Here is a 414-nt window from a genome sequence, read left to right on the forward strand (position 1 = left end):
ACCGGTCGGCTCATTGTCTCCAGGCATGATGAATTTGGCAATCACACCCGCTACAAATCCGATTATAATGGTCCACAAAATGCCCATGTCATATTCCTTCGGGGTGATTGTTAGGCGGGGATACGGCCGTCGGGCGTATATTGATCGATAGCCGAAGGGAGTTCTCGGGATAGCCTCGCCAAGAGTTCTTCCTGCGACAACCCGGTTTGTTGTTCAAGCGCGGCCAGTACATCCGTACCAATGGCTTGCTTCAGCTGGGGTGGGGGTAGGTCTTTATTGGGACCTTTATTGATCCAAGATTCCGCCGCATCGCCTTGACCGTTCTGCTTGAACCGATCCAGCAGCTCTCCCAGTCCGCCGCCTAATAGGCCGCCAACACCACCCCCGGCGGCGGCACCGCTCAAGCTGCCGAGG

2 protein-coding genes are annotated in these 414 nt (G+C 56.3%); both read right to left on the reverse strand.

Going from position 1 to position 414, the window contains the following annotated elements; translation table 11 throughout:
* Nucleotides 1-87 (reverse strand): GlsB/YeaQ/YmgE family stress response membrane protein (locus KIP88_RS47770; RefSeq protein ID WP_374226626.1); only part of this gene is annotated, 87 nt, incomplete at its 3' end.
* 23 nt (nt 88-110) lie between these two features.
* Nucleotides 111-414: YidB family protein (locus KIP88_RS46145; RefSeq protein ID WP_214494673.1), on the reverse strand; the 304-nt coding region annotated here is incomplete at its 5' end.

Source organism: Bradyrhizobium sp. SRL28 (assembly GCF_018596315.1).
Classification (GTDB): Bacteria; Pseudomonadota; Alphaproteobacteria; order Rhizobiales; family Xanthobacteraceae; genus Bradyrhizobium.